The 24691-nt window shown below is 69.2% G+C and carries 19 protein-coding genes and 2 pseudogenes; 8 read left to right on the forward strand and 13 right to left on the reverse strand.

What is annotated here, in order from left to right; translation table 11 throughout:
* Window positions 1-86: 86 nt before the first annotated feature.
* The gene (locus tag OG798_RS49135; protein WP_121413591.1) at window positions 87-584 is read right to left on the reverse strand and encodes a YbaK/EbsC family protein; all 498 of its coding nucleotides are present in this window, start codon (window positions 582-584) and stop codon (window positions 87-89) included.
* Complete coding sequence (locus OG798_RS49140; RefSeq protein WP_121413590.1) at window positions 554-1480, reverse strand: DMT family transporter; 927 nt, start codon at window positions 1478-1480, stop codon at window positions 554-556. Before OG798_RS49140 ends, OG798_RS49135 begins: the two co-directional genes overlap by 31 nt.
* A gap of 81 nt (window positions 1481-1561) precedes the next feature.
* Between OG798_RS49140 and OG798_RS49145 the strand changes: the two genes are divergently transcribed.
* Complete coding sequence (locus OG798_RS49145) at window positions 1562-2482, forward strand: LysR family transcriptional regulator (protein WP_328759426.1); 921 nt, start codon at window positions 1562-1564, stop codon at window positions 2480-2482.
* Between the two features lie 210 nt (window positions 2483-2692).
* Window positions 2693-5083: an ATP-binding cassette domain-containing protein gene (locus OG798_RS49150; RefSeq protein WP_179436294.1), complete on the forward strand. Its 2391-nt coding sequence runs from the start codon at window positions 2693-2695 to the stop codon at window positions 5081-5083.
* 31 nt (window positions 5084-5114) lie between these two features.
* Here the strand turns inward: OG798_RS49150 and OG798_RS49155 are convergent.
* Window positions 5115-5357, reverse strand: a pseudogene (locus OG798_RS49155) (VOC family protein); the annotation flags it as partial.
* Window positions 5358-5703: 346 nt separating this feature from the next.
* Here OG798_RS49155 and OG798_RS49160 point away from each other — a divergent pair.
* Complete coding sequence (locus OG798_RS49160; protein ID WP_095850530.1) at window positions 5704-6339, forward strand: DUF6629 family protein; 636 nt, start codon at window positions 5704-5706, stop codon at window positions 6337-6339.
* 261 nt (window positions 6340-6600) lie between these two features.
* Here OG798_RS49160 and OG798_RS49165 read toward each other — a convergent pair.
* Window positions 6601-6885: pseudogene (locus tag OG798_RS49165) on the reverse strand (ABC transporter substrate-binding protein); the annotation flags it as partial.
* Window positions 6886-6932: 47 nt separating this feature from the next.
* Between OG798_RS49165 and OG798_RS49175 the strand changes: the two are divergent.
* A complete protein-coding gene (locus tag OG798_RS49175; protein ID WP_443054231.1) occupies window positions 6933-7514 on the forward strand; it encodes a LuxR C-terminal-related transcriptional regulator in 582 nt (193 codons plus the stop codon).
* A gap of 89 nt (window positions 7515-7603) precedes the next feature.
* Here the strand turns inward: OG798_RS49175 and OG798_RS49180 are convergent, their stop codons facing one another.
* The 5 genes from OG798_RS49180 to OG798_RS49200 all read right to left on the reverse strand — a co-directional run bounded on the left by OG798_RS49180 (window position 7604) and on the right by OG798_RS49200 (window position 15278).
* A complete protein-coding gene (locus OG798_RS49180) occupies window positions 7604-9670 on the reverse strand; it encodes an RICIN domain-containing protein (RefSeq protein ID WP_328759427.1) in 2067 nt (688 codons plus the stop codon).
* Window positions 9671-9778: 108 nt separating this feature from the next.
* Entirely contained in the window at window positions 9779-11839 is a 2061-nt protein-coding gene (locus tag OG798_RS49185; RefSeq protein ID WP_328759428.1) for a beta-galactosidase, read from the reverse strand.
* Window positions 11840-11946: 107 nt separating this feature from the next.
* Window positions 11947-13287: an ABC transporter substrate-binding protein gene (locus OG798_RS49190; protein WP_095850527.1), complete on the reverse strand. Its 1341-nt coding sequence runs from the start codon at window positions 13285-13287 to the stop codon at window positions 11947-11949.
* 100 nt (window positions 13288-13387) lie between these two features.
* Window positions 13388-14350: a carbohydrate ABC transporter permease gene (locus tag OG798_RS49195; protein ID WP_121413586.1), complete on the reverse strand. Its 963-nt coding sequence runs from the start codon at window positions 14348-14350 to the stop codon at window positions 13388-13390.
* Between the two features lie 4 nt (window positions 14351-14354).
* A complete protein-coding gene (locus OG798_RS49200) occupies window positions 14355-15278 on the reverse strand; it encodes a carbohydrate ABC transporter permease (RefSeq protein WP_099945169.1) in 924 nt (307 codons plus the stop codon).
* A gap of 283 nt (window positions 15279-15561) precedes the next feature.
* On the opposite strand from OG798_RS49200, the gene OG798_RS49205 reads away from it, so the two are divergent.
* Window positions 15562-16554, forward strand: a complete 993-nt coding sequence (locus OG798_RS49205) for a LacI family DNA-binding transcriptional regulator (protein ID WP_060896767.1) — start codon at window positions 15562-15564, stop codon at window positions 16552-16554.
* Between the two features lie 228 nt (window positions 16555-16782).
* On the opposite strand, the gene OG798_RS49210 is transcribed toward OG798_RS49205, so the two are convergent.
* From OG798_RS49210 to OG798_RS49220, 3 genes are all read right to left on the reverse strand, one after another.
* Window positions 16783-18060 (reverse strand): cytochrome P450, encoded by a 1278-nt coding sequence (locus OG798_RS49210; RefSeq protein WP_328759429.1) that lies wholly within the window; start codon window positions 18058-18060, stop codon window positions 16783-16785.
* Between the two features lie 55 nt (window positions 18061-18115).
* Complete coding sequence (locus OG798_RS49215; protein WP_328759430.1) at window positions 18116-19807, reverse strand: FAD-dependent oxidoreductase; 1692 nt, start codon at window positions 19805-19807, stop codon at window positions 18116-18118.
* A gap of 89 nt (window positions 19808-19896) precedes the next feature.
* Window positions 19897-20742 (reverse strand): class I SAM-dependent methyltransferase, encoded by an 846-nt coding sequence (locus OG798_RS49220; RefSeq protein WP_328759431.1) that lies wholly within the window; start codon window positions 20740-20742, stop codon window positions 19897-19899.
* A gap of 610 nt (window positions 20743-21352) precedes the next feature.
* Here OG798_RS49220 and OG798_RS49225 point away from each other — a divergent pair.
* Together OG798_RS49225 and OG798_RS49230 are read left to right on the forward strand one after the other, a co-directional pair.
* Complete coding sequence (locus OG798_RS49225) at window positions 21353-21796, forward strand: hypothetical protein (protein WP_328759432.1); 444 nt, start codon at window positions 21353-21355, stop codon at window positions 21794-21796.
* Between the two features lie 41 nt (window positions 21797-21837).
* A complete protein-coding gene (locus tag OG798_RS49230; protein WP_328759433.1) occupies window positions 21838-23085 on the forward strand; it encodes an RNA-guided endonuclease InsQ/TnpB family protein in 1248 nt (415 codons plus the stop codon).
* 77 nt (window positions 23086-23162) lie between these two features.
* Here the strand turns inward: OG798_RS49230 and OG798_RS49235 are convergent, their stop codons facing one another.
* The gene (locus OG798_RS49235) at window positions 23163-23699 is read right to left on the reverse strand and encodes a CbrC family protein (protein WP_328759434.1); all 537 of its coding nucleotides are present in this window, start codon (window positions 23697-23699) and stop codon (window positions 23163-23165) included.
* 158 nt (window positions 23700-23857) lie between these two features.
* On the opposite strand from OG798_RS49235, the gene OG798_RS49240 reads away from it, so the two are divergent.
* The gene (locus OG798_RS49240; RefSeq protein WP_328759435.1) at window positions 23858-24679 is read left to right on the forward strand and encodes a leucine-rich repeat domain-containing protein; all 822 of its coding nucleotides are present in this window, start codon (window positions 23858-23860) and stop codon (window positions 24677-24679) included.
* Window positions 24680-24691: the final 12 nt, after the last annotated feature.

A 24691-nucleotide genomic window follows, 5' to 3' on the forward strand; every position in this document is an offset into this window, starting at 1 on the left:
GTTCAGCAGCGCTGCGACCCGGCGGCGCGTCGGCCGCCGCTCCACACCGTCCCGCCTCCGACATTCGGAAGGCGGGGCCTTCTTGTTCAGTCCGAGCCCGGACCGGCGATGCGCTCGACACGCGGCTCGGCGAGCCTGGCGTAGTCCGCCCCGGACATGGCCAGTGAACGATCAAGGCGGGCGGCGTTGAAGTAGAGGCACGGCCGCGCGACGACGTCCGGATCGGCGACGAGTTCGAGTGCGGGGTCGAAGCTGAAGGGCAGAACGGTGCCGGGGACGGCCTGGGCCAGTCGCTCCGCCGTGGCCGCGTCGCAGAATCCGACGTAGCGGGCCGAGAACAGCGTGCGGATGGCGGCGAGGTCCACACGCCGGTCCCCGGGGACGACCGCGAGCACGTGGCGAGTGACCCGCCGGTCGATCTTGACCATCAGGACGAGGCACTTCGCGGCCTCGGACACCGGGTGCCCGCGCAGTGCGCTGACCGTCTCGGTGGTGCCTTCCGGTTCGTGGTCGATGAGTTCGTACGCGGTCGCGGTGCTGTCGAGCAGGCTGATCAGACGCTCGTAGGTGCCGTTGTCCGGCAAGGGGACTCCTCGATAGGGGTGGTGCGGTGGGTGCGTTCGATGTGCTGTCCCCAGTACGTTCCGGTGACCATCAGCGCAGCGCCGAGGGCGGCGAGGACGGTGAACCCTTCGCCGCCGAGGCAGACGCCGACCACGACCGCCCAGACCGGTTCGGTGCCCAGCAGCAGACTGGCCCGGCTGGCAGAGCTCTTCTGCACCGCCCAGGTCTGGGCGAGGAAGGCGAACACGCTGCAGAACAGGGCGAGATACACGAGCTGGCCCCAGACCGCGGCATCGACCCGAGTCAGCGTCGGCAGGGCGCTCGCGGCGGGCACGACGAACAGCGCCGAGCCGACACCCGTCTGGACGGCCGTGAGCTGCAACGGCCGCACGACGCGGCCCTTCGTCAGCCGCCCCACGAGCGCGACATGCGCCGCGCGCACCACCGCGGCGGCGAGCATCAGCAGGTCGCCGATCCCGGGAGTGTGGAAGCCGCTGCCGGACATGAGCAGGGCGACGGCCACCAGACACACACCTGTGGCGGCGAAGAAGCGCGGAGGCAGCCGTCCGTTGTCCGTCGTGCGGTCCAGCAGCGGGGTGAGCACGATGGTGAGGCTGATGATCAGTCCGGCGTTGGCCGCGCTGGTGTGCGCGACACCGTACGTCTCCAGAACCAGGACAGCGGCCTGAGTGATGCCCAGCACAGTCCCGAGACGTACTTCGTCCCGCGTACAGCGCTCCTTCCGGCGGCGGGCGGCGACGAGGGCGAAGCAGGCGATCGCGGAGATCGCGTATCGCGCGAACAGCACCACCAGGACCGGCAGGGCATGGGTGGCCGTCTTCGCGGCCAGGTAGCTGGAGCCCCAGACGATGGCGACAAGGAGAAGCACTGCGTCAGTGCGGCGGGTGTGGAACACGCCCCTACGCTGCACTGCTTCCACCCTGAAGCCAAGAACGATGTTCTTCAGCGAACCTGAAGCATCACTACACTGAGCAGGTTGAATGAGCGGCAGTTGCAGATCTTGCGGGAGCTCGGCGAGTCGGGAAGCGTCACCGCCACCGCCGAGGCGCTTTTGATGACGCCCTCGGCCATCTCCCAGCAGTTGCGGCTGCTGCAACGCTCGATCCCGGTCCCTCTCACCGAACGTGACGGCCGACGGCTGGTGCTCACCGATGCCGGGCAAGCCCTGGCCCGTGCCGCGATCGAGGTGGAGACCGCGATGGCCACGGCACGGCACGCGATCGACGAGTTCGTCGACCAGGCGGATGCGGGCGTGTCGGTGGCGGCCTTCCACAGCGCGGCCTCCGCGTTCTTCCCGCTCCTGCTGCTCGGCCAGGCAGGACCTGGACGCCCGCGGCTCTCGCTCGCCGACGAGGACGTCGCGCAGGACCACTTCCCCGGACTGACCCGGGACTACGACCTCGTACTCGCCCACCGTCTCGACCAAGCGCCGCCGTGGCCGGCCACGGTCACCGCCGACACGTTGCTGCGTGAACCGCTGGACGTCGCCCTGCCGGCCGGCCACCCCCTGACCGCCAAACGACGTCTGACCCCGCGCGACGTCGCGGACCAACCCTGGATCACCGTTCACGACGGATTCCCGCTGATGGCCACCATCGACGCCATCGCGAGCGCCGCGAACCGACGGCTCGACATCGTCCATCGCATCAACGAATTCTCGGTCGTCGCCGAGGCCGTCGCCGCCGGAGGGGGCCTGGCCCTCATGCCCCGCTGGACCACGCGCCCACACCCCGCACTCGTCCTCAGACCTCTCAGCGGCGTGCACACCCGGCGCCACATCGACGTGCTCCACCGCCCCGAACGCGCCGCACGAAGAGCCGTACGCACGGTGCTCACCGAACTCCACCGGGCAGCGACGACGATCCAGCGGCGGGACGGCAGCGGGGTTCTGGCGTGAACGCCGTCGTGCGCGTCGAGGCAGGTGACCGGACCGGTCAGGATTCGAGAAGCGCCGGCCAGTGAGCCGCGGCTACCGTGACGGCCATGGGCATCGCGATTTACGCCCCGACACAGGAAGACCTGACGTTACCCTCGGGGCTGGTCGGATCCAGCCAGGCGACGCCGACGGAGTCCGCGAAGGCGGCCCCACTCGACAGATGGAGACACGATGAGCATGGCCCCGCGGACGGACACGCAGTCGCCTGCGCCGCACGTTGCCGACAGCCACGATCTGATCCGCGTGCACGGCGCGCGCGAGAACAATCTCAAGGACGTCAGCATCGAGATCCCGAAGCGCCGGCTGACGGTGTTCACCGGCGTGTCCGGCTCGGGCAAGAGCTCGCTGGTGTTCGACACGATCGCCGCTGAGTCGCAGCGACTGATCAACGAGACGTACAGCGCCTTCGTGCAGGGCTTCATGCCGACGCTGGCGCGGCCCGAGGTCGACGTCCTCGACGGACTGACCACCGTGATCACCGTCGACCAGCAGCGGCTGGGCGCGGACCCCCGCTCCACGGTCGGCACCGCCACCGACGCCAACGCGATGCTGCGCATCCTCTTCAGTCGGCTCGGCAAGCCGCACATCGGCTCGCCCAAGGCGTTCTCCTTCAACGTCGCCTCGATCAGCGGAGCCGGCGCGGTCACCATGGAGCGCGGCGGACAGACCGTGAAGGAGCGCCGCAGCTTCAGCATCACGGGCGGCATGTGCCCGCGCTGCGAGGGCCGTGGCTCGGTCTCCGACCTCGACCTCACCCAGCTCTACGACGAGTCCAAGTCGCTCTCCGAGGGCGCGATCACCGTCCCCGGCTACACGGGGGGCGGCTGGAACTCACGGCTCTACAGCGAGTCGGGCTTCTTCGACCCGGACAAGCCGATCCGCAAGTTCACCAAGAAGGAATTGCACGACTTCCTCCGCCGCGAGCCGACCCGGATGAAGATCGCGGGCATCAACATGACCTACGAGGGGCTGATCCCGCGGATCCAGAGGTCGATGCTCGCCAAGGACCGGGAGGGCATGCAGCCGCACATCCGGGAGTTCGTGGACCGGGCGGTCACCTTCACCATCTGCCCCGAGTGTGACGGCACCCGGCTCAACGAAGGGGCCCGGTCGTCGAAGATCAAGCGGATCAGCATCGCCGACGCCTGCGCGATGCAGATCAGCGACCTGGCCGAGTGGGTGCGGGGTCTCGACGAGCCGTCGGTGGCGCCGCTGCTCACCGCGCTGCAGCAGACCCTCGACTCGTTCGTGGAGATCGGGCTCGGCTACCTCTCGCTCGACCGGCCGGCGGGCACGCTGTCCGGCGGCGAGGCGCAGCGCGTCAAGATGATCCGCCACCTCGGCTCCTCGCTCACCGACGTCACCTACGTCTTCGACGAGCCCACCATCGGCCTGCACCCGCATGACATCCAGCGGATGAACGACCTGCTGCTGCGGCTGCGGGACAAGGGCAACACGGTGCTCGTCGTGGAGCACAAGCCGGAGACGATCGCGATCGCCGACCATGTCGTCGACCTCGGCCCCGGCGCCGGAACGGCGGGCGGCACCGTCTGCTTCGAGGGCACCGTCGAGGGGCTGCGGACCGGTGGCACCATCACCGGCCGCCATTTCGACGACCGGGCCGCCGTCAAGGAGACGGTGCGCAAGCCCACCGGCACGCTGGAGATCCGCGGTGCGAGGACGCACAACCTGCAGGGCGTCGACGTCGACATCCCGCTCGGGGTGCTTGCCGTCGTCACCGGGGTGGCCGGATCCGGGAAAAGCTCGCTCGTGCACGGCTCGATCCCGGCGGGCGAGGGCGTGGTGTCGGTCGACCAGGCAGCGATCCGCGGCTCCAGGCGTAGCAACCCGGCGACGTACACCGGACTGCTCGACCCGATCCGCAAGGCGTTCGCCAAGGTCAACGGTGTGAAGCCGGCCCTGTTCAGCGCCAACTCCGAGGGCGCCTGCCCCACCTGCAACGGCGCCGGCGTCATCTACACCGACCTGGCGATGATGGCCGGCGTCGCCACCACCTGTGAGGAGTGCGAGGGGAAGCGGTTCCAGGCATCGGTGCTGGACTATCACCTCGGCGGCCGTGACATCAGCGAGGTGCTCGCGATGTCGGTGACCGAGGCCGAGGAGTTCTTCGGCGCCGGCGAGGCGGCGACGCCGGCCGCGCACAGGATCCTGACCCGGCTCGCCGACGTCGGCCTCGGCTACCTGACCCTCGGCCAGCCCCTCACTACCCTGTCCGGCGGTGAGCGCCAGCGCCTCAAGCTGGCCACGCACATGGCGGAGAAGGGCGGCGTCTACGTCCTCGACGAGCCCACCGCCGGCCTGCACCTCGCCGACGTCGAGCAGCTGCTCGGCCTGCTCGACCGGCTCGTCGACGCCGGCAAGTCGGTCATCGTCGTCGAGCACCACCAGGCGGTCATGGCGCACGCCGACTGGATCATCGACCTCGGCCCCGGCGCCGGCCACGACGGCGGCCGACTCGTCTTCGAGGGCACCCCCGCGGACCTCGTCGCAGCCCGCTCCACCCTCACCGGCGAGCACCTCGCGACCTACGTCGGCCCCTGACACAGGCCCTCGCTCGACGGCGCTCTTGACGTCAGCCCCTGATCAGGCAGAAGGGATGCCCGGCCGGATCAGCGAAGACCCGCCATCTGTCGCCACGCGGTTGGTACTCCGGTTTGGTCGCGCCCCACTGCAGCAGCAGGGCCTCCGCCTCGTCGAGGTCATCGACCGCGAAGTCGAGGTGGCTCTGCTGGGGCGCGGCCTGGTCCGGCCAACGCGGAGCCTGATAGTCGTCGATGCGTTGAAAACCGATCGCAAGCCCGTCCTCGCGGGTGACACCGGCGCGGGGGCATGGCAACTCCCTGAAACCCCTCATGCGGTGAGTCCGAACTCGTCCGGCGTCACACCGTAGGGATCAACTCCCCACTCCGCGACCGGATTTACGTGAACGCCGAGCCGCGGTCGAGGGGGACAGCCTGCGATGGGCAGCGGTCCATGGCACGACGCTACGGGCCACCCCTGACGGCCCGCCTCGACCACCTCTTCGACAGCACGCATTTCGGTGCCGCCGGTCGCGCTCGGCCTCGCACCCGTGGGTGGCCTGCATGAGTCCGCGGGGCGGCGGCACTACCGTGGTCGGCGTAAGGGTGTAGTCACATGACGGCCGACCCCCGGGTGGCGCGATGTGTTGGAGTGCGACGGCCGACCTGGCCGCCGGTGTCGGGATCGGCGCGGTCGGGGTGGCCTGTGTGGCGCGGGTGCGGCGGGTTCGTGATCTGCCGCTGGCCGCGCTGCCGTTGATCCTCGGGGCGCATCAGATCGTGGAGTCCGTGGTGTGGGACTCCGGCGGGGGTACGGGCCCGGCGACCGTCGCCTGGGCCGTCATCGCGCTGCCGCTGCTCGCGGTGTGGGCCCCGGCCGGAGTGATGTGCGCGGCGCCCCCGCGCGCCCGGCGCGGGCTGACGGTCCCCCTGGCGATCGGCCTCGCAACCGCCGCCGCACTCGCGTACGCCCTCGTGACCCGTCCCGTGCGAGCGGAGGTCCGCGGCCACACCCTCGGCTACTTCGTGCATCTGAACCATCCCGAACTGCTCGTCGCCGGCTATCTCCTGGCCACCGTCGGCTCCCTCCTGCTCTCCGGTGACCGTGGGCTGCTGCTGCTCGGGGTGCTGATGGGCGCGGGCGCGCTGATCTGCTGGGTGCTGTGGGAGCTGGAGTTCGTGTCGACCTGGTGCGCGTTCGCGGCGGTGGGTTCGGTGGCGCTGTTCGGCTGGGTGCGGCGCCGCCCGGCCGTCGGCGTCGTTCAACCGATCGGTTGAACGCGGGTTCCACCGCCCGCGCGTCCTCTGCTACGTACGGATGACGCGCGGCCTCACGTCACGGCGCCGGAATCGCCACTGACCATGGCGCCGCGTTCAACCCGCCGAGGTCCTCACCCCCTTCAGAGAGGCCCACAGAGTGTCCAGTTTCCTCAGCAGACGACGTGTACTTGCCACCGGAGCCGGTGCCGCGGCCCTCGGCCTCGGAGCGTTCGGCGCCGCGGCCGGCCCCGCCGCTGCCTCGTCCACCGGGTCCCCGGCCCTGCTCCTCCAGCGGGTGAAGTCCTGGAGCGTCTGCAGTTGTACGACGTCGGGGACCAGGGTGTCGGTGGCGAACTGGTTGTCGACGCGGACGTCGTGGTACTTGCTGTAGTCCACGATGAGCTTCAGGTCGATGTCGGGGAAGCGTTTGAGGAAGGCGGCCTTGGTGCCGTCCTGCTGGGTCGGGGTGTCTCCGCCGGCGTAGATGACGAGTTTGCCGCCGTCCGCCAGGGCGGCCCGGTACAGCTCGTCGAGCGTCCTGGTCTCCTCGGCCCCGCCGGTCCGCCGACGGCTTCAAGGACAGGCACGGCGCCTGGGTCGCCATCGGCGCGATCGGCTTCAGCTTCTTGTACGACATCGCCGCGGCCGACGCGGACGCCCCGAAGTCCCCGCTCGACCTGATCGACCCGAAGCGGAAGGGCAAGATCGCCTCGTCGTACCCCCACGACGCCGCGGTCCTCTACCTCTACAGCCTGTACGCGCAGAAGTACGGCTGGGACTGGGTGGCCGCGCTCGCCCGGCGGGACGTGTGGAACACGACGGCCGGGCAGCGGCGAGGAAGCGGTCCGTCTGGGGGCCCGGTTGACCCCGGACCTCGTGCTGATGGATCTGCGGTTCGCCGGACCGGGTCAGGGGATCGACGGCGTCGAGGCGGCCCGTCGGCTCGGCGCCCGGGCGCCCGGTGTGGCGGTGGTGATGCGGTCAACCCGGAGCAGGACTTGAGCCATCGCGAGATCGAGGTCGTCCGGCTGCTCGCCGAGGGGCGCAGCAACCGGGCCATCGCCGAGGCGCTGTACCTCAGCGAGGCCACGGTCAAGACCCACCTCGTGCGCGTCCATCGCAAAATCAGAGTCGACAACCGGGCGGCGGCCGTCTCGGCGGCCGTGCGCAGGGGACTGCTCGAACTCACCTGACACACAAGGCGTTTGAGGCGGCCGAGGCATCCTCTCCGCACCCGCGCGGGCCGTCACGGGCGGGCGCGGAGAGGGATGGCGCCGTAGGGCTAGGAGCCGGCCCCGGCGGTCACGTCAGACACCGTCCACCGTTGGTTGGAGCCGGAGTTCGGCGTCCAGATCGTGACGGCGGATCCGTCGGCGGTGGCTTGGCCGCCCACCTCCAGGAGCCTTCCGGTGGCGGCGTTGACGAGGGTCCAGGTGCCGTCACCGGTCGTCGACATGATCCACTGTGTGGCCGTGTCACGAGGGCCGGTGTCCGCCTCCAAGACGGGGGCGCCGTCGCGCACGGCCAGCCGCTTGTCCTCCACCGGGTTGGTGAACACGTACCGCTGACGGTTGCCGGTCTGGCCGCTGATCTGGCGCAGCTGCCATCGCTGGCCGGTGACCGTGGCCGCGTCCGTGCTCGCCGTCTTGATGACGAGCTTGCCGCCGTCGTCCGCGACGGTGAGCGCCTTGCCGCTCTGGACGCCGGTCAGGGAGTAGGTGTGGCCCTTCTTCAGCAGAGCGGCGTCCTTGGCCACGCCCGACACGCCCTTGACGACGAAGGAGGTCACGGACTGGGCGGGCACGGTGAAGGTGGCTCGGCGGTCGGTGACCGGGATGGGGGTCTGGCGTGCCAGCTTGCCGTCGGCGCTGGTCACCACGGGAGTCACCGTCGCGCCCCGCGCGATGTGGCCGAACTTGGACAGGTCGATGGTGACCGTACGCGCGCTGGTGGTGCTGTTGACGTGGACGACGGTCGCCCCGTTGCCGCTCTTGGAGACCGCGGCCGCGCTGGACGTGTCGTCGGTCTTGATCAGCCGGTCGCCCGGCTTGATGTAGTGGGTGAAGTTCCGAGCGGTGTCGAACTTCGTGTTCGTGTGGATGGGGCAGGTCGCGAGGGTGTCCGCGGAGGTGCAGCTGAACGGGAGCTGGATGCTGCCCCAGTTGCCGCCCTTGGCGGACTCACCGCCGGGCTTCATGTTGTCGTAGTCCTCGACCGGCTGCCAGAACACCCAGGCCTTGGGCTCGAGTTCGCGCAGGTCGTCGACCATCTGCTGGGCCAGGCCCAGGCCCGGCCGCATGTCCGTGAAGCTCTGGCCGTCGCCCCAGTCGCCCTCGACCTCGCTCATCCACAGCGGCTTGTCCGCCGCCTTGGCCAGGTCGCGCACGCTGGTACGGCCGCCGGTGCCGTAGGTGTGGACGTTCAACTGGCCGACGAGGTCCCGGACGTCCTGGGGGTAGGAGTTCCAGTTCTGCGTGAAGATGCTGGGGTTGGTCTCGTCCATCGCGGAGATCTTCGTGCCGGTCTTCGCCTTCTCGAGGGCGGGGGCCAGCGCGCGGATGACCTGCTGCTGGAGCTCGGGGCCGATGTGCGCCCCCTCCTGGCGGCCGCCGACCGGCTGCCCGTCCGCGCCCAGGCGCGTACCCCAGTAGTTCGTGTTCGGCTCGTTGAACGGGTCGAGGGTGTCGACCTTGATGCCGTGTGCCTTCTCCAGCCGCTTGGTCGCGCCCGCCAGATAGGCGGCGAAGTCGTCGACGGAGTCGGCCTTGAGCTGGTCGGCGGAGGAGTTGAAGCCGCCGGAGACATAGCCGCTGTTGGTCATGAACCAGGGCGGCGAGTTGCTGAACGTCTCCCAGTGGGTGATGTCCTTCTTGATCCGGTCCACCCACCAGCGCTGGGTGGCGTCGGCGTTCGGGTTCCAGTCGGCCGCGTCGTCGGCGCTCCACCAGTCGGTGTCCGTACGGGTGGTGCCGTCCGGGGCCTTCCACCAGCCCTCGACCGCTCCGCCGGCCCGCAGGTAGTTCTTGACGTCGGGGGCGTTGCCGCCGCCGATGTTGTAGCGGGCGATGTTCAGATTGAGGCCGTCGTCGCCGAACAGGAGCTTGGCGAGCTTCTCGCGGATCGGCGCCGGGTAGTCGCCGGTGGCGTTGGCGAACCAGACCAGGCTGGTGCCCCAGCCCTCGAAGCTCTGCTCCTTGTACGAGGGATCCGGCCGGACGGTCACGGACGCGGCCGCCGTCGGCGCGGTCTCCGCGCTTGTCGGCGGGGCGGTGACCAGGGCTGCCCCGGTGGCCAGTGCGGTGCCTGCGATGGTTCCCAGAAGCCGTCTTGTGCGGGTACGGCGTGCCAACGTGTGCTCCCAACTCGTGTGTGGTCGCTGCGATGGACCGGCGTGCCCCCGCCCGGGGGCACGCCGGCTAACCCTCGAACGGGGGCCGTGCTCGCTGTTCGAGGGCTGTCAAAGGGCGGGCTGCCGCAGTACGGCGACGTCCCGGGGGGCGAGGACGACGGTGCCGTCGTCGTCCGTCCGGCCGACCAGCAGGTCTCCGGGGACTCCGGTCAGCGGCACCGTCTCGTCGGTCCGGTTGACCAGGAACAGATAGCGGCTGTCCGCGCTCCGGCGCACGATCAGCTCGACGCTTCCCCGCGCGCCGTCCGGCAGTTCACTGTGCACACCGGCCGGGGCGAGCAGCTTCGGCAGCAGCGCGGTGAGACCGTCCGTGCCGAGCCGGGTGGAGACGTACGCGGCCGAGCCCTGGCCCGTCGGGCGCCGGGTGACGGCAGGGCGGTCGGCGTACGTGCCGCCGCGGTAGTGCGCCAGCACCTCCACCGCCGGGTCGGTGACGCTGATCCGGTCGGTCCACAAGGTGCCCGTGGCGGCGCCGTCCACGCCGTCCAGGTCGACGTCGGCCGTCTCGCCGTCGAGCAGCGGGCCGAACTCCTCGATGCGGATGCCGAGCAGCTCGCGCAGGGCGCCCGGGTAGCCGCCGAGCCAGATGTGGTCGTTCTCGTCGACGACACCGGAGAAGTACGTGGTGATCAGGTGGCCGCCGTTCTCGGCGTACCGGGTGAGCTCCTTGGCGAGCGGGGCCGGCATGACGTGCAGCACCGGCGTGATCAGGACCTGGTAGCGGTCGAGTTCGGTCTGCGTGGTGACGACGTCGGCCCGGATGCCGAGGGCGAGGAGCGCGGAGTACCAGTCCAGCGCCTCCTGCCGGTAGCTGAGTTGGGCGGTGGGGTGGGAGTCCTGCTCGCTCGCCCACCACGAGTCCCAGTCGAAGACGATGCCGACCCGGGCCGGCTCACGCTCGGTCCCGGCGACCGGAGCGAGGGCCTTGAGGGTCTGTCCGAGGCCGGCCACCGCGCGGAAGAGCTCGCTGTCGGCTCCGGCGTGCGGGACCATCGCCGAGTGGTACTTCTCGGCACCGGCCGCCGACTGGCGCCACTGGAAGAAGCACACCGCGTCGGCGCCGTGGGCGACGTGCACCAGCGAGTCACGGGCGAGGTCGCCCGGCCGCTTGGCCACGTTGATCGGCTGCCAGTTGACGGCGCTGGTGGAGTGCTCCATCAGGAACCACGGACGGCCGCCGGCGATGCCGCTGACGAGGTTGGCGGAGAAGGACAGCTCGTCGCGGTCCTGCGGGCCGGGCACCACGTAGTGGTCGTTGGAGACGAAGTCGATCTCGGCGGCCCAGTCCGCGTAGTTCATGCCCTTGGTGTTGCCCATCACCATGAAGTTGGTGGTGACCGGAACACCGGGCGTGAGCTCGCGCAGGACGTCCCGCTCCGCGCGCAGATGGTCCTTCAGCACGTCGGAGGAGAAACGCTTGAAGTCCAGCTGCTGGGTGGGGTTGGGGTGGGAGGCGGCCAGCCGGGGCGGCAGGATCTGCTCCCAGTCGCTGTAGCGCTGGGACCAGAACGCCGTGCCCCAGGCGTGGTTGAGGGCGTCGAGCGTCGTGTAGCGGGCGCGCAGCCAGTCGCGGAAGGCGCGGGCGGCGTCGTCGGAGTAGTCGTAGACGTTGTGGCAGCCCAGCTCGTTGGAGACGTGCCAGGCGACCAGCGCGGGGTGGTTCGCGTACCGCTCGGCCATCTTGCGCACCAGGCGCAGCGCGTGCTCGCGGAAGACGGGGGAGGTGGGACGCCAGTGCTGGCGCGCCCCAGGCCACAGCGTCTCGCCGGAGGCGGTGACCGGAAGGATCTCCGGGTGCGCCGTGCTGAGCCAGGGCGGCGGGGAGGCGGTGGCGGTGGCCAGGTCGACCCCGATGCCCCCCGCGTGCAGCAGGTCCATGATCTCGTCGAGCCAGCCGAAGTCCCACTCGTTCTCGGCGGGCTGGATGCGGGCCCAGGAGAAGATCGCCACGGAGACGATGTTGACGCCCGCCTCCCGCATGAGCCGGATGTCCTCCTCCCACACCTCGCGTGGCCACTGCTCCGGGTTGTAGTCGGCGCCGTAGGCGAGGCGGGGGGTGGGATCACCGTCCGGCCCGTGCCGCAACTGGGACAGGAGGGTGGAGATCATGGTGGTCCTTCCGGTTACAGCACGGGTGGCGCGAGGTGCGTGGTTGCTTCCGGGCGGCCGCCGCTGAGCGCCTGCTGCTCAGCGGCGGCTCCCGAGGGGAATGCCGGTTACTTCGAGACGGTGAAGCCCTGCTCGTTGCCGTACTTGATGGAGGCGTCCTGCCAGGACTTCAGGCCGGCGGCCAGCTTGGTGCCGGAGATGTAGGCCTTGCCGACGGTGTCGTTGAAGATCGAGTTGGCGTACTGCTGGAAGGGCAGGTACGACCAGTCGCTGGCGACGTTGGCGGCGGACTCGGCGAAGATCTTGTTGGCTTCCTGGCCGCCGAAGTAGTCGAACTTGGTGTTCTGGAACTCGGTGGACTGGAGTTCGGCCTTGGTCGCGGGGAAGGCGCCCTGCTTGATGCGGGTCTGCACGCCGTCACCGGAGTTGGCGTACTCGACGAACGCGTAGGCGAGTTCCTTGTTCTTGCCCAGCGTGGGCAGGGCGAGGGAGCTGCCGCCGTTCTCCGCGCTCGCCTTGTCGCCCTTGGTCCACTGCGGCATCGGGGCCGCTCGCCAGTTACCGGAGGCGTTCGGAACGCCGGAGACGAAGTTGGCGGGCATCCAGGCGCCGGTGGTCAGGGTGGCGATGGTGCCGTCGCCCAGGCCCTTGTACCAGTCGTCGGTCCAGCCGTTGATGGGCGAGACGAGCTTCTCGTCGATGAGCTTCTGCCAGGTGTCGGTGTACTTCTTGGCGCCCGCGTCCTCGAAGTTGACCGTCACCTTGGTGCCGTCGACCTTGTAGGGACGCGAACCGGCCTGCCACAGCATGCTGGTGGTGAAGCCCGCGTCGCCGGCGTCGTTGGCGATGTAGACCTTGGGGTCGGCCTTGTGCAGCTTGCGGGCCGCGTCGACGTACTCGTCCCAGGTGGTCGGGACCGCGATCTTGTACTTGTCGAAGACCTTCTTGTTGTAGAACATCGCCATGGGCCCGGAGTCCATCGGCAGGCCGTAGACCTTGTCACCCTCGCTCACGGCGTTCCACGGACCCGGGGTGTACTTGGCGGCGAGCTTGTCGGCGCCGTAGGGGGCCAGGTCGCTGAGGCCCTTGGTGAGGGAGTACTGGCTCAGCGCGAAGTACTCGACCTGCGCGACGTCGGGGACGCCCTTGCCGGCCGAGATGGCGTTCGACAGGGCGGTGTAGTGCTTGTCGCCGGACCGCTCGCTGACGAGGTTGATCTTGACCTTGGGGTACTTCTTCTGGAAGTCGGCGGCGACCGTCTTCAGCGTGGGCTCCCAGGCCCAGACGTTGACCGTGCCGCCCTTCTTGAGAGCCGCCTGGATGTCCGCGGCGGAGACCGCCTTCTGGCCCGAGCTGTCGTCGTCGGAGCCGCCGCAGGCGGTGGCCCCCAGGGCGAGGACGGAGAGGAGAGCGAAGCCGCGCAGCAGGCGGCCGGTGGATCTGCGCATGGAGGTGCTTCCACTTCTTCGTGGGTGGGACTTCTTCATGGGTGGGACAGAGTGAGGGTGAAAGAGGTGAGGCTGCGGGGGGTGGGGGCCTGAGGGCGGGCTATTCCTTGACACTTCCGGCGGCGAGCCCGGACTGCCAGTACTTCTGCAGCAGCAGGAACGCGGCGATCAGCGGCACGATGGTGAGCAGCGAACCGGTGATCACCAGGTTGAAGATCACGTCGCCACCGATCGTCTGGGCCTGGGAGTTCCAGGAGTCCAGGCCCAGGGTCAGGGGGTACCAGTTCGGGTCCTTGAGCATGATCAGCGGCAGGAAGTAGTTGTTCCAGGTCGCGACCGTGGTGAACAGCAGGACGGTCACGGTGCCAGGAGCGAGCAGCGGCATGGCGACCTGGAAGAAGGTGCGGATCTCGCCCGCTCCGTCGATGCGGGCGGCCTCCATCAGTTCGGTGGGGATGGCCTCGGTGGCGAAGACCCACATCAGGTACAGGCCGAAGGGCGAGACGAGCGAGGGGATGATCACCGCCCACGGTGTGTCCGTCAGCCCCATCTTGCTGAACATCAGGAACGTGGGCACCGCCAGGGCCGTGCCCGGGACGGCGACGGCACCGATGACCACGGCGAAGACGGCGCGCTTCCCGGGGAAGGAGAACTTCGCCAGCGCGTAGCCGCCCAGGATCGCCAGGAGGGTCGCGCCGCCGGCGCCGAGCCCGACGTACAGCAGCGTGTTCAGCAGCCAGCGGACGAAGATGCCGTCGTGGTACGTGAACGTCTTGCTGATGTTGTCCCAGAGGGCGAAGTCGTGGCTGAACCACAGGCCCGACGAGTTGGCGAGCCCTTCCTGGGTCTTGGTGGCGCTGATGACCAGCCACACCAGGGGCACCACGGCGTAGAGCATGATCAGGCCGGTGAGCACGGTCAGCAGGACGCTGCGCTTGGGGCGTCCGGGAGTGTGCTTGCGCCGCGTGCGCAGGCGGGGTGTGTTCTTGGAACCGCCGGACTGACCGGACTGGGCGGTCGGGGGCTGGGAGGCGGTGGTGACGGGGCTGCTCGTGCTGCTCATCGGGTCACGCTCCCTTGCGCATGCCGCGGAGCTGCACGACATAGGCGATGACCATGGTGATCAGCCCCATGATGATGGCGACCGCCGCGGAGTAGTTGTGCTGCTGTCCGTTGAAGGACAGTGAGTACGTGTAGTAGTTCGGGGTGTAGTCCGTTGTGATGGCGTTGCGGGCCAGCGGCCGCAGGATGCTCGGCTCGTTGAAGAGCTGGAAGCTGCCGATGATCGAGAAGATCGTCGCGATGACCAGGGCGCCGCGGATGGCGGGGAGCTTGATGGCCGAGATGATGCGGATCTGCCCGGCGCCGTCGATCTCCGCGGCCTCGTACAGCGAGTTCGGGATGACCCGCAGCGCGGAGTAGAAGATCAGCATGTTGTAGCCCACGAACTCCCAGGTGACGATGTTGCCGATCGACGCCAGGACCAGGTCCGCGGAGAGCGGGTCGGGCAGCGTGACGTCGAAGGCGCTGTTGATGTCACCCACCAGACCGAACCGGGTGCCGTACATGAAGCCCCACATCAGGGTGGCGACCACGGCGGGCACCGCGTACGGCAGGAAGATCGAGATCCGGAAGAAGTTCCTGCCGTACAGACGGCCGCTGTCCAGCGCGAGTGCGATGAGCAGGGCGATCCCCAGCATGATCGGCACCTGGATCAGCAGGAACAGCGAGACCCGCTCCAAGGAGGACCAGAACTGGTCGTCCTGGAGAGCCTGCTTGTAGTTGTCCACGCCGACGAAGGACGTGCCCCCGATGAGCTTGTCGCGGAACAGGCTGAGGTAGATCGAATAGGCGATCGGAGCCAGGAAGACGAAGGCGAAGACCACCGCGAAGGGGCCGATGAACCCCCATCCTGTCCAGGAGCGGCGGTCCCTTTTCGGAGGCCGGTCCGGGCGCCGTGCCACGCCCGCAGGGGGTTGAAGCGTCGTCATGTCGTTCCTCGCTCGTCCATCTCGGAACCGGCGTCTCACGCCGTCGCGATGTTTACGTAAACATGCCGTCCCCCTTCGCGTCGAGGGCTGTTATGTTTACGTAAACATCTGATGGCGGCATGTCTACACTGCGCCAATGTCGGTGGTCAAGGGTCGTCTGACGAAACGGCGACCCGGGTAACAAAGGAGACGGGTGGACACTGCGGACAGCGCCTCGGCGGGGACGGAACGGTCCCGCGGGCGCAAGGGAAAACGGGCGGTGCGTCGCACGCAGACCGCGTCCATGGCGGATGTGGCACGCCTGGCCGGGGTCTCCTCGCAGACGGTTTCCCGCGTGTCCAATGGTTACGCGGGTGTGAACGAGGAAACTCGCGAACAGGTGCTGGCGGCGATGAAGGAACTGGGCTACCGGCCCAACAGCGCCGCCCGGGCCCTCAAGCGCGGTGAGTTCCGCACCATCGGCGTCATCACCTTCAACCTCTCCACCACGGGCAATATGCGGACCCTGGAGGCGATCGCCACCTCCGCGGCGCAGGAGGGCTACGCCGTCACGCTGCTGCCGGTCGCCGTGCCCACCCAGGACGAGGTGCGCGGCGCCTTCTCGCGGCTCGGGGAACTCGCCGTCGACGCCGTCATCGCCATCATGGAGGTGCACCTGCTCGACGCGGCGACCATCTCCCTGCCCCCGCACGTGCAGGTCGTCGTCGCCGACTCGGACGCGGGCGACCGGTACGCGGTGGTCGACACCGACCAGGCCGGGGGAGCCCGGGCCGCCGTACGCCACCTTCTGGACCTCGGCCACAGCACGGTCTGGCACCTGGCCGGCCCCGAGGAGTCCTTCGCGGCACAGCGCCGCACCGATGCCTGGCATGCCGCCCTGACCGAGGCGGGCCGCGTTCCGCCGCCCCTCGTACGCGGCGACTGGTCGGCGGAGTCCGGCTACCGCGCGGGCCTGCGGCTCGCCGACGAGCGCGACTGTACGGCGGTGTTCGCCGCCAACGACCAGATGGCACTGGGCCTCCTGCGGGCCCTGCACGAACGCGGCCGGAAGATCCCCGACGACGTCAGCGTCATCGGCTTCGACGACATCCCCGAGGCCGGCTCCTTCCTGCCGCCGCTGACCACGGTCCACCAGGACTTCGCCGAGGTGGGACGCCTGTGCGTCGAGGGTGTCCTGCGGCGGATGCGCCACGGCGGACCCGAACACGGCACCACGCTCGTCCCCACGAAGCTGGTGGTGCGGGGGAGCACGGCTCCGCCGGCCGGAGACGCGTGAGGTTCCCGTGCCGAGAGCCGCGCGACACCGAGCGGTAGGAATTCCGTGGCCGCTTCAGCCTCGCGCTGGCTCGGTGCGAGGGCTTTGAACCAGTCCTCGTGTCGAGGCAGGCATCCGCCAGGACGGTGAGGTCGAAGTCGCTGGCAGAGAACGCGCTCCCTCGCCTCTTGGTGACCACGATGTCGCCCTTGGGATCGACCGAGCCGCGTCGGGGAATCGCGGAGACCCTCATGCGGGGTTGACGCCGTCGATCTCGACCAGGAGGTGGCGGGGGCCGCGCAGGCTGGGGCTCGCGCGGTAGGGCGGTGGGTCGGCGACGAGGCGGGGGTTCTCCAGCCGGTGCGTCAGCTGGGTGAGAGCGATCTGTGTCTCGGGACGGGCCAACGGGGCACCGAAGCAGTAGTGGATGCCGCCGCCGAAGCCGAGGTGCTCGTTGTGCTCGCGATCGGGATCGAAGCGGTCGGGGTCAGTGACGAAGCCGGGGTCGCGGCTGCCGGAGGCGAGCACGAGGGCGACCGGTGAGCCCTTGGGGATGGTGGTGCCGGCGATCTCGATGTCGTCGAGGGTGTTCCGGCCGCTGGACAGAAACTGCACCGGTGGCTCGTAGCGCAGGAGTTCCTCGACCACCCGGGCGGCCAGATCGGGTTCGTCACCGCGACGCAGCCGGTCGAGTACCTCGGGGTGGCGCAGGAGGGTGAGCATGCCGTTGGTGACGAGGTTGACGGTCGTCTCGTGGCCGGCGACGAGCAGCAGGGCCGCGTTGCTCAGTATCTCTTCGTGTGACATCCCTTCTCGTGACGTCGGCGCCTCGTCGCTGTCACCGCTGAGCAGTCCGGAGAGCAGGTCGTCGCCCCGTCGGCCGTGGCGGGCGTCGAGGAGCTGGGCGAAGTACTGTCCGAGGTCGGCGACGGCCTTCGCGCGTCGGCGCTGCCGCTCCACGATCCCGCCGGTGCTCGGATCGGCGGTTTCGATGACCGCGCCGGACATCACCTGGAATCGCGGTTCGTCCTCGCGGGGTACTCCCAGCAGCTCGCAGATCACCGTGACCGGGAAGGGATAGGCGAAGTCGTCGACGATGTCGACCCGGACCGTGCCGGACCCGTCCTCGCCGGTGAAGTCGTCGATCAGCCTCGTCACGATCCCGAGCAGGTCGGACATCATGCCGTCGATACGTCCCGGGCGGTGGGGTGGGCCGAAGTTCCGCGTCATCAGGCGCCGGATGCGGTCGTGCTCGGGCGGGTCGGTCCGGATGAAGTTCGGCGGCAGCCCGGGAAGGCCCTCTTCGTACTGCGCCGCGACATCGGCGCCGACCTCGGGGAGGTTGCGCGCATCCGAGCTGAGCCGTGGGTCGTGGAGCAGAGACACGATCTCCCGATAGGTGCTCACGACATAGGTCCCGTCCTCCACCCGTACCACGGGCGTTTTGCGCAGCTCGGTGTAGAGCGGGTACGGGTCGGCGCGGTGGGAGGGGTCGAGGATCTGCTGCCAGGTGCTGGTCCGGGTCATGGAGAGCATCTTCCGCAACTCGGTGATCAGGGACGTGCGGTGGCCTGGGCAGGGGTCACAGGTACGTTCTGCGGACCAACGTGGCCCGCCGTTCACTGGGTCCGTGACCGGTCACCACGACCGTGGCCTGAGGGGTGGGCCGTTCCGGGACCTCGGCCGCGACCGGGTGCCCGTCGGTGGACTGGTCGACGGTGCGGAAGGACGGCGGGAACGGCGCCGCCCGGTCGATCAGTCCTGCATAGAACTCCAGCCACTTGGCCTGGTTGAAGGCGACCGCCGCGGTGATCCGCCCGCGGTAGCCGTAGACGGCGACGAAGCGGCGCTCGGCCACCGAGCCCTGGGCGATGACGACGTGATCGGCGTGGGTCGGGACGCCGACGGACTTGATCTCGGTGCCGAATTGGGTGGACCAGAACTCCGGCAGCGCCAGGTGAGGCCAGCGCTCGCTCTGGGCGCTGATCATGTTGTGCGCGGCGATCCCCGCCTGGGCGACGGCGTTGCCCCAGTGCTCCAGGGCGAGGTACTGGTAGTCGTAGACCGGGTGTGGGCAGCGGGCCACGTCGCCTGCGACGAACACATCGTCGGTCACGAGGCCGTTGACGTCGACAGCGCGGCACCCCGTATCGCATGCCACGCCCCAGGCCCCTGCCGCCAGCCCCGAGCCTTCCAGCCACTCCACGTTGCGGATGCTGCCGAGAGCGGCCAGCGCCACTTCGACATCCAGGGTGCTGCCGTCGGACAGACGGGCGCGCCGCAGCCTCCCACTGTCATCGCCTTCCAGTGACTCGACTCTGACGCCGCACCGCAGGTCGACGCCGTTGTCGCGTTGCATCTGCGCCGCGACCCCGCCGATCACCGCGCCCAGCGCCCCGGCCAGCGGGGCCGGGCCGCGATCGAGCACGGTCACCTGCAGGTCCAACTCGCGGCAGGCGGAGGCAACTTCACAGCCGGTGAACCCGGCGCCGATGACCAGCACCCGGCCGGGCCTGGCCGCCAGCCGTTGCCGCAACCCTTCCGCGTCTTCCGGCGTGTGCAGCGCGAACAGCCCGTCGAGCGCGGCCTCCGCCTCGTTCGGCCACGGGCGCGCCCGTACCCCGGTGGCGATGAGCAACCGGTCGAATCCCACCTTCGCGCCATCGGCCAGCAGCACCTGCTTGCCGCTCAGGTCGAGTCCCGTGGCCGCGACTCCGAACCGCCAGTGCGCGTCGAGTTCGTCGCGGCGGGGCAGTCCGGTCCGCCGCGCGGGAACCTGGCCCATGAGGACCTGCTTGGACAACGGCGGCCGGTCGTAGGGCGCGTGAGGCTCGTCCCCGATCACGGTCAGCGAGCCGGTGAAGCCCTCCTGGCGCAGCGTCCGAGCAGCCCGCAGGCCGGCCAGGGACGCCCCGACGATGACGATGTGCCCCGTACGCTTGAACGCCTCCCCAGGGCCGGGGGCGGCCACGTGTGTCTCGGGCGCGGGCTTCCGGATCCGGGTGTCGTCACGGGTGTCGTCTCGGTCGAGGAAGATGGCCTGGACCGGGCAGGCCGCCGCGGCCCGCACGATCTTCTCCCGCTGCGCGTCGTCCGGATCGGTGTCGTACAGCAGCGCCTCGTCCCCTTGCATGACAAACACATCCGGCGCGGCGAAAGCGCACTGTGCGTATCCCTGGCACCGAGTGAGATCCACGACAACCTTCATGTGGACGCCCCTTCCGAGCCCTGCGGATCGGCTGTTTCGTCCCCGCCCGCGCACGGACGTCGTCATGTCTGCTCTTTCAGTGGATCACGGCACGCTCGGGCCCGCATCCCGCTGCGGGCCGACAGTCATGTTTCGTTTTCGGGGCACCCGCACAATCACCGGTTCGTTCCCCAGACGAAGACCTCGGTGCTCGGGAGGCGTTCGGAGAATCGGCCCGAAGGGGACACCTCCCGCAGCAGGAGACGCACGTCCGACTCGAAGGCGGTGCGGCGCGCGCCGAACAGGTGCGGAGCCGAGAACGACATCGAGAACACCCCCGCGACGACGTCATCGCACGTGCGCTCGAGCGCCTGCCCGCCGGGAACGACATGACGCCGAGGACCGGAGAATCCCGCGCGTGTGAGCACCGCCGCCTCGCCGCCGGGCGTGCCCTGCGGCAGCACCCCGCGCCCGGCGCGTCGTACCGGTCCGAGGTAGTGCCTGACCAACTCGTCCATCGCCGCATAGGGCACCGCCGGATACGGAAGACCGTCGACGGATCGACGCTCCGTTTTCAGGTCCGAGATGTGCACGAACGCCCCGCCGGGCACGAGCATGTCCCTGATGGTCGCCGCCACCAGATCCCGATCCATCCAGTGGAAGGACTGGGCGAAGGTCGCCACGGTGAACGTCCCAAGGCCTGCGGGCAGGTCCTCGGCCCGGACCCGCACCCACCGCGACTTTCCGCTCACCCCCGCCTCGGCGGCTCCCCGTCGCGCTTCGGAGAGCATCCCGCTGTCCGGGTCCACACCGACGATCTCACCGAACAGGTGCGCCAGACTCAGGGCCAGGGTGCCCGGTCCGCATCCCACGTCGATCAGGCGCCCGCGACCGTCGAGTCGCAGAACCTCGGCGAGCACATCCGTGAGACCGGGTGCGTACGGGAGCCTTCCCCGTTGGTAGTAGGGGGCCGTCCCCGAGAACAACGTGTCGTCCCACTCCCAGCCGGCGACCACGGCCATCCGCCACCCTTCGCAGAAACACAGGATTGCCCGACGGCGGTCGCCGCACCGGTCAAGATAGCGAACGCACAAGATTGCCGGACGATCAATTTCGTCGTCAGGACCACGCGTTCGTCGCCGGTCAGACCTCCTCGCGCTCCAGGGCCAGTCGTACGGCGATGCGGCCCAGTCCGGCCGGAAGGCCGAGCGCGTGGATTCCTGCGGCTTCCCGACAAATGCCCGTCCACTTCGTTCATGGCGATCGCTTGGAAGTCCCGCCCTAGGGGCGGCGTCAGGCTCGGCTCGAACAGAGGGGGACGATGGTGGACCGGTGGCCCAAGGGTCCCGCCGCGGATCCGGAAGCGGCCCGGGAGCGCTACGACTCCGACATGCGGGCCTCGGGCAAGGCGTTGCGGGAGACGGTCAGGGCTGACCTGCCCGCCGCGCATTTCGGGTTGGGGCTGGTCATCGTCGCCAGTGTCATCGTGGGGTTGCTTGCGGGACCCGTCGCCGGGGTGCTCGTGGCTGGTGCCTTTGCTGCCCTGTTCCTTGTCGCGCTGGGCGTCCTGCTCCTTCGCGGCCCGCGAGGTCCGGGAAGCGGAACGGCACGATCTTCGGCGGGGGGACTCTCATGACGAGCGGCAGCAAGTCCAGCACAGATGTCGGCGGCGGCCACATCGGACTGGTCGTGACGATCATTGCCCTGGTGGTCATTGCCAGTTTCTCGGGCCCTCGCCGGGCTTTGATCGTCGCAGCTTGTCTCACCGCCTGGTTCGTGCTTGTCCTGACCGTCATTCACATCAAGGGCGGACGCGGCGGAGAAGCGGTTCGACGGGCTTACGTTGCCACCTTCGACTGGGGCTACCGGACTTCTTGCGCAGTGCTCCAGGTTTCAGCCTGGGGTGAAGCGCATCCTGTGGCTGCGACGCGGAGTGTTGCGGTGCCGGGCGGGGTGGGCGCGGAGCGCCCGCAGGGCTGCCGGCGGAGCCGGGGAATGCTTCGTCCGGGCTGGTGTTGCCCGTATGACAGCAGTGCAGCAGTGCGGAAGTGTTCCGGTGAGGCTGGGTTCGGCTGATCAGGTCGGGGTTGTCGGTGGTGGGTGTTAGCGTCCGGATCATGCAGCTTCGGTATGCCTTCCGCCTCGACCCGGGGCCCGGTCAGCGCGTTGCGCTGGCGCGGGCGTTCGGGTGTGCGCGGGTCGTGTACAACGACGCGGTCGCCGCCCGGGAGCGGGCCCGGCGGGAGGGTGCTGCGTTTCCGAGTGCGGGCGCGCTGTCGAAAACGCTGATCACCGAGGCGAAGCAGAGCCCCGGGCGGCAGTGGCTGTCCGAGGTGTCGGCAGTCATCCTGCAGCAGGCGCTGCGGGACGTGGAGCGCGCCTACACCAACTTCTTCGCCTCTCTGAAAGGAGCCCGCCCGGGGGCACGGGTGGGGGCGCCGCGCTTCAAGTCGAAGCGGGATGCCCGCCAGGCGATCCGGTTCACCGCGAACTCCCGCTGGAAGATCACCGAGGCGGGGCGGCTGCTCCTGCCGAAGATCGGCGAGGTAAAGGTGCGCTGGTCACGCACCCTGCCCTCGGTGCCGTCCAGCGTGACGGTGATCCGGGATGCGGCCGGCCGATACTTCGCCTCCTTCGTGATCGAGACCGACCCCGGCGCCGACCTGGCGCGGATGCCCGAAGCCGACAATCTGCCCAGCGTGGGCATCGATCTGGGTCTCACGCATTTCGCGGTCCTCTCCGACGGCCGTGTCATCGACTCCCCGCGCTTCCTGCGCCGGGCGGAGAAGAAGCTGAAGAAGGCTCAGCGGGAGTTGTCCCGCAAGCAGAAGAGGTCGAAGAACCGGGAGAAGGCCCGCTTGAAGGTGGCCCGCGCGCATGCGCAGGTCGCCGATGCCCGCCGCGAGTTCCACCACCAGCTCTCCACCCAGTTGATCCGCGAAAGCCAAGCGGTCGCGGTGGAGGACTTGGCGGTGAAAGCCCTCGCGCGCACCCGGCTCGGCAAATCCGTGCACGACGCCGGCTGGGCGCAGTTTCTCGCGATGCTGGAGTACAAGGCGCAGCGGTACGCCCGCGTCTTTGTGAAGGTCGGCCGGTTCGAGCTCACCAGCCAGATGTGCTCGGTCTGTGGAGTCAAGGACGGGCCCAAACCCCTGCACGTGCGTACCTGGACGTGCACGCACTGCGGCACGGTCCACGACCGGGACCACAACGCCGCCAAGAACGTCAAACAGGCCGCCGGACTGGCGGTGACAGCCTGTCGAGCGCAGGTAAGACCGGAACTCGTTCCGGCGCAGCGCGAAGAAGCAGGAAGCCACGGAATCCACACCGGAACTCGTGCCGCGCAGCGGCACAGCACCCGGTGAGGAAGGCCAGAATCTCCCTGCTTCAGCAGGGAGAGCAAGTCAATACGTCACTCCCTGAAAGGGGCTGAACGGCAAGGTTACGTAAAGTCCGAGTACGCGAGGTGAGTTGAGCAGACGCGGCATCGGAAGGGGTAGGCCGTGGGCCGGCCGTCCTTGTCCAAAGTGCTGAGGTGTCGCTCCACTTCGTCCGGAGGCCATCCCCAGCCGTCGGCCTCCTGGCGGAGCGTCTCGATCGCGTCGGGACGGGCGGCGAGTTCGGCGGCTCCGACCGCGCCGAGGAATGTCGTGCCGTCACCGCAGTGGAAATACCACTGAGGTTCCTGCCATCCGGGAAACCCCGGCGTACGGCCGGCCACCGCCGCGAAGACCTCGATCGGTACGTCGTCGCCGACAGTGCCTCCCGTAAAGGTGGCCTCGTAGCGGCCGGCGGCCGTTCCATCCGCGATGCACCATGGGCAGAGCCGGTCGGCGAGGTCGTCGACGGAGTAGACGCGGCCTGTGTAGAGGTATCCGCGTGCCTGCCCGCAACAGACGCACGTCGTGTCGGACGGTACGACCGCGCCCGTGGCGACGGGATCGGGATGGTAGGGGAATTCCGGCAGCGGCTCTGTCACAACCGGCGACGGTAACAGCTGCCGCCGCCACCCGGGCAGAAGGCAAAGCCCAAGCTCAGCTGGGGATTTGAGCTGCCGACCGCCAAATTCGCTGGGTAAGTCCAGGGAAGCACCCGTATGTTGGCGCCATCACGAATGAGGCGGAGCGGGAGGTCTTCGTGAACCGTCGGAGCGACACATCGAGCCCGGAGCCGAATCCGAATCCGAATCCGAATCCGAATCCGGAGCCGAACCCCGTTGGACGTGAGTCCTACCAGGACACCTGCCGCTGCTTCGACCAGATCCGCTCCCATCCGCGCGCTCGCGTCGGCTTCCACGCCGAACGGCAGGACACCTCGGCCCCCGGCTGGCAGCATCTGCTCGCGCTCATCGACGAGGCGGCCGCCGATGGCCGGGAAGAGTTCCGTCCGCTCGTCGAGCTCACTCCCCAGGAACGGCGGCAGATCGTCACTCTGCCGCCGACCATCGCCAAGCTGACGGCGGTCAAGCACCTGATGCTCTACAGCAGCAACCTCGTCCGCATCCCGCCCGAGATCGGGGCGATGACCAGCCTGGAGGAGTTCACCCCGTACACCTCCTACCGACTGCACTGGTTCCCGTACGAGATCACCAGATGCACGAGGCTCACCAGGAGCACGGTGAGTACGCGCACTCTGTTCGGCAACTACAAGCTGCGGCCCCCCTTTCCGCGGCTTCAGCCTGCCGAGAGTTCGGTCGCCGGACTCGATACCGGCGACCTGGACCCACGCCGCTGGGGCACGACAGCCGTCTCCTCATGCAGCGTCTGCGACCGAGCCGTCGAGCTCGGCGGGCTCCACCCGGTCTGGATCTCCCTGCGGGTGGCCACGGACGTCCTGCCCCTGCTGGTCAACGCATGTTCGTCGCAGTGCGTGGCCGCACTTCCCCCGCCACCCGAGGGTTACGTCCGGTCCGCGCACACAGGCGGCCCGGTCGGCCAACCCTCGGCTGCCTGGGACTGACCGGCACACGGT

Source organism: Streptomyces sp. NBC_00271 (genome assembly GCF_036178845.1).
Classification (GTDB): domain Bacteria; phylum Actinomycetota; class Actinomycetes; order Streptomycetales; family Streptomycetaceae; genus Streptomyces.